Genomic DNA, 7,584 nt, shown 5'->3' with positions numbered 1-7,584 from the left:
CATGTGCCTGCGCCGCTAGCGATGGCGATCGGATTTCTTTTTGGAATCATTGTCTGGTCTTTGATGGGAAAGCTGATTGTCGGCCTGCGAATCCCCGCATTCATTATTACGCTGGGAGGACTGCTTGTGTTTAAAGGCACCTTCTGGTTAGTGATTGAAAACGAAACTGTACCCGTCACTGCAGGGACTGAATCCAATGTTTATTCTCTTTTGACGACTTACTACTTTCCCAAGTGGAGCAGTTATCTACTGGTTGCTCTGGTTGGGGCAGCTATCGTCCTTGCACGTGTTCGTTCCCGCAGCCAGCTTCGCAAGCATGGTTTCGAAGTGGAAGATGGGGAATTGACCTTTCTGAAATTGTTTGTCAGTTTGCAAGCTTTATTGCTGGTTGTTATCACTATGAACCAATTTCGCGGAATTCCGCTTGCGGTTGTGATTCTATTTGGGCTTGCGTTCGTTGTATATATGATCACCCAACATACACCTTTTGGCCGCTATCTTTATGCAATCGGCGACAACGAAGAAGCATCCGCATTGTCAGGAATACCGGTCAAGAAAGTAATCATTGGAGCTTATGGAATTCTTGGAGCCATCGTTGCGCTCACAGGATTTATGCAAACGGCATATTCAGGAGCCTCAACGACAACTGTAGGTGACTTGATGGAACTGGACGCCATCGCGGCTTGTGTAATTGGAGGAACCAGTTTGAAGGGAGGTCGCGGAACGGTTCTGGGCGTTCTTTTCGGGTCCTTGATTATGACGAGCCTGCTGAATGGGATGACTCTGCTGGCCGTGTCACCGGAGATGAAATTCATTGCACGCGGATTGGTGCTAATCGCTGCTGTTTGGATGGATGTAGCACTGTCCAAAAAAAGTTGATCTCATAAAACTTTACAACGCTTACTTCATCTGCTAAAAAGGTAATGAGGTGTTTCAACCTTAACCGAATTCCGGCTGCCCCCCAGGCAAGCCTTAAAAGGAGTTGTTATGAAATCACTTCGCCTCTTTCTCCTTCTATTTTGTATTCTCCTTACAACGATGGCGTGGGCTCAAACAGGAACCATTTCCGGAAAAGTAGTAGATGATGATGGTGAGCCGATTGGCGGCGCCACCGTTCAGCTTGAGGGAACGCAGATCAAAGCCACCGCTAACAGTGCCGGTGAGTACACTATCGCTGATGTACCCGCAGGCACATATACCGTCCAAGCGAGTACGTATTCCTATCGAAGCCAATCCGCGCAGGTCACTGTTGACGCAGGGCAATCGGTCACGCAGGATTTCACATTGCGGCTCGATCTTCTAGCGCTGGAAGAGCTTGTTGTAACCGGTACAGCGGCTCCGGAAAAGAAGATTGAATCCAGTTCAGCAATTTCCACGTTAAACAATCAAGAGCTAAATGACTCTGTTCCCCGCAGCTCAACCGAATATTTGCGGCGAGTTCCCGGATTTACCCGCGTGGAGAGTTCTGGCGGAGAGGTGAATCAAAACCTCAGCGTTCGCGGGTTGTTTGGGGTAGAAAGCGTAAACATTGAGGAAGACGGAATGCAGGTCTATCCTACGATGCACATCTTCTTCATGAACGCCGATAATTTGATCCGTCCAGATGAAAATATTGAAACAATCGAGATATTGCGTGGTGGAACTTCGCCGATTTTTGGATCTACGACCACAGGAGCGACTGTTAACTTCATCAATAAGATCGGAGGAGACATAACACAAGGGGTTGCAAAAACCACCGCAGGCTCACGAGGTCTGGGTCGATTCGATTTCAACGTCAACGGCCCACTGTCGGAGGACTGGCGTTTCAGTTTCGGCGGTTTTTACCGGTATGACGGTTCCGTTCGCGATGTTGATTATCCGGCGACCAAGGGCGGTCAATTAAAAGCGAACGTCAGTCGGACCTTATCGAACGGTTTTATAAAGTTTTCAGTGAAGTATCTGGATGACCGAAATCTGTTCATCCTACCCCTTCCATTCGAAAATCCCAGTGATCCGAGACCGGTACCTGGCTTCTCGGATACTGGCGGTTATCACAGCAAAGAAGGCGTGAATCTCACCATCCCACTAGTCAGAGGAGATGATCTCGTTTTTCCGTTGGATGATGGCATCCACACCCAGGGCGGCTGGGTTCAGGGAAACGTGAATTTTCAATTCGGTGACGGTTGGGAGTTTGAAGACATCGTTCAAAGTATGTCAGTGGATCATATTTGGAATGCAATGGTTCCCGGTGCACCTGAACTTGCCACTGATTTCGCACAGAGAGTATTGAACGGTCTTATCAGTAACGGAACGGTCGCGCCAGGTTCCACTTTTCAGCTCTTGTATACGAATTTTGGTCGCGATCCAGTCACTGGAGCAAAAATTCCTTTTAGTACGCCGAACGGGCTGATCAATCCCGGTCAGGAATTCCACGTACAGAAGCCGATTTCCAGTTTCGCTAACGAATTAACTTTGAGAAAAACTTTTGGTAATCACAAGATTGGATTCGGGAGTTATTTCGCTTACTACACACAAGAGAATCGCTGGTTTTTCACCAGCATCCTGACCGACATCCAGGACAACCCAAGGTTCCTAGATATGGTCATTACTCAACCGGACGGATCGACATTGGATGTAACACAGAACGGTATCCGGCAATTCCTCAATACCTACGTTGACGGCGATGGAAATAACACTCTGTTCGCTATCTTTGCATCAGATGAAGTGTTAGTAGGAGAGCGATTACGGCTTGATTTTGCCGTTCGCCATGAACGTCAGGATTACTTCTCCGTGGCTGAAAACAGCTCAACTTTCGATCTGGATGGTGATCCACGTACCATTTACGATAAGGAAGCTTTTGGGAACAATACGTTCAGACAATTCGAGTTCGATATTAACAATACCGCATTTTCGGTCGGCGCAAATTATCAGATCCGGCCGGATACCCTGGCGATCTATGGTTCGTTTACTCGCGGATTTAGATTCCCGGCGCTGGATGATTTCCTCTTTGAGCAAAGACAGGAGCTGGTAGAATTGATTGAACCAACGAAATCCCGGGTGTTTGAAACCGGAGTAAAGTATTCCGGGCCGGCGATCGCCTTTACGGGTACATTCTTTTACGGGAAGGTCTTGAATGTCGTGGGCCGAGGCGTGGAATTTGATCCGAATACAGGCGATCCAATTTTCGTAACAAGGCCGCAGCCGGACGCGAGCGCGTGGGGTTTTGAGATAGAAACTGTAACACGTCCCGCACCTGGATTAGAGCTTCGCGGCACTGCCACTTTGATTGATGTCGAAGCTCCAGCCGGTGCGCAAGCTCAAATCCGCTTCGATGGATTTACACCAGCCGTGCTCGATTTCGAAGCAACCTATGAGCTTGCCGAGAACGCCAGGCTTTTATTTGACTGGCATTATGTTGGCGAGCGCACAAATGTCGAACGAACCGTGTTCCTAAATGATTACGCCTACATCAACCTTGGAGCCTCGTACAAACTTGGGGATAGCGGAATCACTGTGGGAGCGCGAGTCTTGAATCTTACCCAATCACAAGGTTTTGAAGAAGGCGATCCGCGTGTTGACCCAACAAGAGGAGCCGCCGCACAATTCTTTAATGCGCGTCCTCTTCTGCCGCGTCGCTATACGGTGGAAGCAAGATATATCTTCTAGCTTCAAGATTTGGAAAGTCTCTAGAGGGCCTTCGCTGAAGCGAAGGCCAAACGTTCCGTTTTGTGGGGAGTTCGTCCGTCAAAAAGTACTCGCAGATTGTGCTCACTAGCACGTTGTATTTTCGATCCCGAAGATGTTTCGCATCTTCTTTTTATACAACCGAAAACTCTTGACGGAGTTGAGTCGATGCGCCTGGAAGGCGATCCTGCAGTATTTTGAAGTCTCTCTCCGAAAGGTACGTTGCCTTTCAGGCCTCCTTTCAAATCACTTCCTTGCCAGGAACGCTTTTGCCTGAACGAACTCCTCCCGGCGGCAATTGTTGTCACAAAGAGAAACAAGTTTAGCGTAATACGTTTCCGCTTTCTGCTGATCTCCCGCTAATTCCGCGCTGCGCGCTGCGCCGTAAATAGCGTTGAAACGATTCGGCGTCACAACAAGTGTTTGTTCAAATTCTATGAGTGCCGCTTGAGGTTGCTTCAATTCCAGCAGAAGATTTCCAAGCAGTTCACGCGCAGGAACGATTGCTCCTGGAGTAATTGCGTGCTTTTCGGTTTTGCTTTCCCATTCAACCGCGGTTTTCATCAACTTCAGCGCCTCCCGGTCTTTTCCTTTTGCTAGAGCAATCCAAGCGGCCAGCTCCTTTGCTTGTATTTCCACTTGTCCGGCCCAGTACATATCTTTCGACGCAACTAACTTTTGTTGAAGCGTATTCAGCTTCTCCAAAGCATTCTGTGCTTGATCCCGATTGCCGGTTCGCGCGGATCCAAGGCCGCGACCAAAGTATAGGATCGCCTCTGAAGATGGAAATTGATCCCAGGGAATGAAACCGGAAGCAGGACTCAAAACGGCAGCATCCGGCCACTGATTTCTTTCCACTGCGTATCTTACGGGAATTGCGGCTGCCGCATAAGCTGCCGTGAGATTTGCTTGGTCCACTTTCTGCAATGCATTGAATTCATCCAGAACTTGTTTTGCTTTTTCGTCCTGACCGGATTGCAGATAAGCGTAAACTAAATAATCCATCGCATGAAGTTGGTCAAAGGAGCCGGAATTCGGATGATCCTTCTGAACTAACGCGAGCGCAGATGCGGCAGATGCGATGTTGGAGTCAATGGATTCCTGCCATAATCCCAGACGCGTAAAGATGTGTGAGGGCATGTGGAGCGCATGAGGGGAAGAGGGAGCAATTTGGGAATATTTTCTAGCGGCATCCAGCGCTAGATTTGCAAGAGACGGATAATCGTAACTGTGAATAATGTAGTGGGCGATTCCTGGGTGCTCAGGATGTTTCTCCAGCAACCGGTTCAAAATTTGTGCTGCTTTTTTCTGCGGCGTATAGGTTTTGTCCATTGGCGAAGAAGTTGCGAGTAAAGAAAGCGCATAAAAAATCGCCGCTTCGTCATCCTCCGGATAACGCTGATGCAGCTGTTCCATTGCTTTTTCGTAAGCCAGGGCACGCGTCTGATGGTCCAGCCTATCGGAGTCCTTGTAAAATATTCCAATTGCCTCGATGTAATCTTTTTCCCGCTGGGTCGGAGTACCGGTTTTTCGCGCTTGTTCAACAGCAGCTGAACCTTTTTGAAGCTCGTCCGGTTTGGGAGCCATGGCAGGTGCGGCAGCGGCCCAGTATTGGTGGAACTGCGTCTGCGCTATTCCCCAGTAAGCAATAGCACAATCAGAATCTGTGCTGGCAACAATCTGAAATGCTTTTTCCGCCTGGGCGTAACCGAACGAATGCAAAAGCGCAACGGCTCGATCGAACTGTTTTTGTGATGCTTCGCTGCAAGAAACGGGGAAATGCACACTTCCTAATTTTTCTGCCGGAGGAATTTCATGATGATGTTGTTCACCTGCAGCGATCGGGTACGAGAAGGCGATCAATAGAAAAGTGATAAGAATGATTTTTAATTTCACAGCCATACCTCCTAACTATTTTTTCTCTGTTTTCGGTTTTGAGTATACTATTTTTTTGCAAGCCGCCTAGTTCAATAATTGAACTGGTTATAACTTTTGGTGAGGCTATACTGAATGAAAGCGGATTTATCTTCTTTTTATCAGTTGTGGTTGGGACGATTACCATTCGCCGATGCATTACGCAATCAACGTGTGGAATTACTCGGGATGCCGGCGCTCGTTCGTGAATTCTGGCGTTGGTTTCCGTTGAGTCCCGCAGCCGGCTTCGTTCAAAAAAGCGCAAGTGCTTAGCACTTCTCGAGCTCGGCTGCACCCAGAATCTACCCTTACAGTACAGTGCCCACCATCAACCAGCCTCCCCATAGCATGAGGCCGATGCCTGTGATTGACCCGAACCAGTGACCCGCTGGAATTGTTTTTTCCAACAGCACGAAGAGCGAGAGACCGACAATCCAATATAGGTTCATAACGCCACCTACAAAAAGAAGTGCCATTAAGAACCAACAGCACGCCAGGCAGAATGCCCCGTGGTCAAGGCCCATCCGGAAAGCTCCACCTGAACCGTTACGCCAATGATGCGTAATGAATTGTATCGGACTGCGACAATGCCGGAGACATGCGTGTTTCAGGGGGGTAAGCTGGTAGATGCCCGCTGCGAGCAGGAGCACACCAGCAAGGAGACCACTGGTGCTTGTCATCATGGCAGACAGGAGCTCGGCGCGTTCAAACCTCCATTGGGCACCTGTCGCGATCACACTGAAGGCGCCCCAGGTCACGAGATATCCGGCTGTAAACACACTGGTGGGGACAAAGGGGGATCCCTTTTCCTTTTGCTGGCGCTGAATGCGGGCGAAAAGCAGAATCATTGCGGATGCACTCGGCAACATCATGGCCACCATCATGATCCACCACATCAAGAACATGAGGGCTGCGTATGAGGGTGTCCAAACTGCCGGTTGCATCATAGCCGAATGCGCCATACGCATCGTGTTACCCAAACTCTTCTGGGAAGACATACTGCTGCTATCACCGGTCATCTCCATTGCCGAAGATGTCCCGGGCATGGACATGGTCGTCATCTCGAACGCGGTCATACCCATGCCGGCGCCTAACAGAATGTATATCCAAGAAAGAACGATGACGGTCACGAGACCTATAATGACTACCGTACGGTCTCGCGCCAGGACGGACTCTAGAACGGAGGTTTCTTGCATCATTACTTCCAGTAGGCACAGGGCGTGGAAGCCACCATCTGGCTCCGTAACCTTAGCGTGACGATAAGCGGCAAGAGCGATCAATAACTCATTGCTGTGTTCAACGGATCAACCCATCCTGATTGAAGTGGTGAATGCACCAATGCGCCCAGGAATCTTCATACGCCATATCCATTTCACTAGTCACCGAGGTACTACCTAGTCCGATTTCCGCATAGGTGAACTCGAAACTACCACTCGGGCGTGCCAGCGCAATGTGGAAGGGTTCACCATTGAACTCGTTGATGATCGGTTTGCCGCTGCTTTGCATGACGCCTGGGATGTCAACCTTTGCGGTTCTGAGTTCCTGATTTGCTCCGAGATGAATTGGCAGGTAAAGAGTCTGGCAAAATTCCGAGCATGTGGACGCGAAGACGGAGAACAAATTGCTCAGTGGGGCGCATGCCTCGCCAGAGATAATCGTTTCGAGAGCGATCCGTTGAGCTTCATCCGCACGCTCGTCGATCACGATCTGGCGTTTGCCGTTTCCATCCTTGATCTCGCCGGGCCACTTGTAAAGGCCCGCCCACTTCAGGCCCGCGAGCGGCGTATCGTTGAAGTGGCCTTCGACAATATTGCCAACGAAGGCCGACTGACAATAGCCGTGTGTACTGGGCAAGTTGAACTGACAGCCGCAATTCACAGCACAATTACAGTTATCATACGTTTCACTCTTGAAGACCCATCGATCCGTCATGCTCGTGATCCTCCTTCACGCTGGTATGAACCAGCGTTTCCCTTGTGATGACATGGTTTGCTATAAAACTTCTCT

6 protein-coding genes are annotated in these 7,584 nt (G+C 49.4%); 3 read left to right on the top strand and 3 right to left on the bottom strand.

Going from position 1 to position 7,584, the window contains the following annotated elements; translation table 11 throughout:
* Together L0156_07755 and L0156_07750 are read left to right on the top strand one after the other, a co-directional pair.
* A partial coding sequence (locus tag L0156_07755) for an ATPase (GenBank protein MCI0602894.1) occupies positions 1 to 879 on the top strand: 879 nt, incomplete at its 5' end.
* A 108-nt stretch (positions 880 to 987) separates the two neighbouring features.
* Complete coding sequence (locus tag L0156_07750; protein ID MCI0602893.1) at positions 988 to 3,645, top strand: TonB-dependent receptor; 2,658 nt, start codon at positions 988 to 990, stop codon at positions 3,643 to 3,645.
* Positions 3,646 to 3,909: 264 nt separating this feature from the next.
* Here the strand turns inward: L0156_07750 and L0156_07745 are convergent, their stop codons facing one another.
* The gene (locus L0156_07745) at positions 3,910 to 5,565 is read right to left on the bottom strand and encodes a hypothetical protein (GenBank protein MCI0602892.1); all 1,656 of its coding nucleotides are present in this window, start codon (positions 5,563 to 5,565) and stop codon (positions 3,910 to 3,912) included.
* Positions 5,566 to 5,673: 108 nt separating this feature from the next.
* Between L0156_07745 and L0156_07740 the strand changes: the two genes are divergently transcribed.
* Positions 5,674 to 5,850, top strand: a complete 177-nt coding sequence (locus L0156_07740) for a hypothetical protein (protein MCI0602891.1) — start codon at positions 5,674 to 5,676, stop codon at positions 5,848 to 5,850.
* 35 nt (positions 5,851 to 5,885) lie between these two features.
* On the opposite strand, the gene L0156_07735 is transcribed toward L0156_07740, so the two are convergent.
* Together L0156_07735 and L0156_07730 are read right to left on the bottom strand one after the other, a co-directional pair.
* Positions 5,886 to 6,629, bottom strand: a complete 744-nt coding sequence (locus tag L0156_07735) for a DUF2182 domain-containing protein (GenBank protein ID MCI0602890.1) — start codon at positions 6,627 to 6,629, stop codon at positions 5,886 to 5,888.
* Between the two features lie 244 nt (positions 6,630 to 6,873).
* A complete protein-coding gene (locus tag L0156_07730) occupies positions 6,874 to 7,509 on the bottom strand; it encodes a DUF1326 domain-containing protein (protein ID MCI0602889.1) in 636 nt (211 codons plus the stop codon).
* Between the last annotated feature and the right edge of the window lie 75 nt (positions 7,510 to 7,584).

The organism is bacterium (assembly GCA_022616075.1).
Classification (GTDB): Bacteria; Acidobacteriota; HRBIN11; order JAKEFK01; family JAKEFK01; genus JAKEFK01.
Note: the sequence above shows the minus strand (reverse complement) of the source record. Positions and strands in the feature narration are given on the sequence as shown.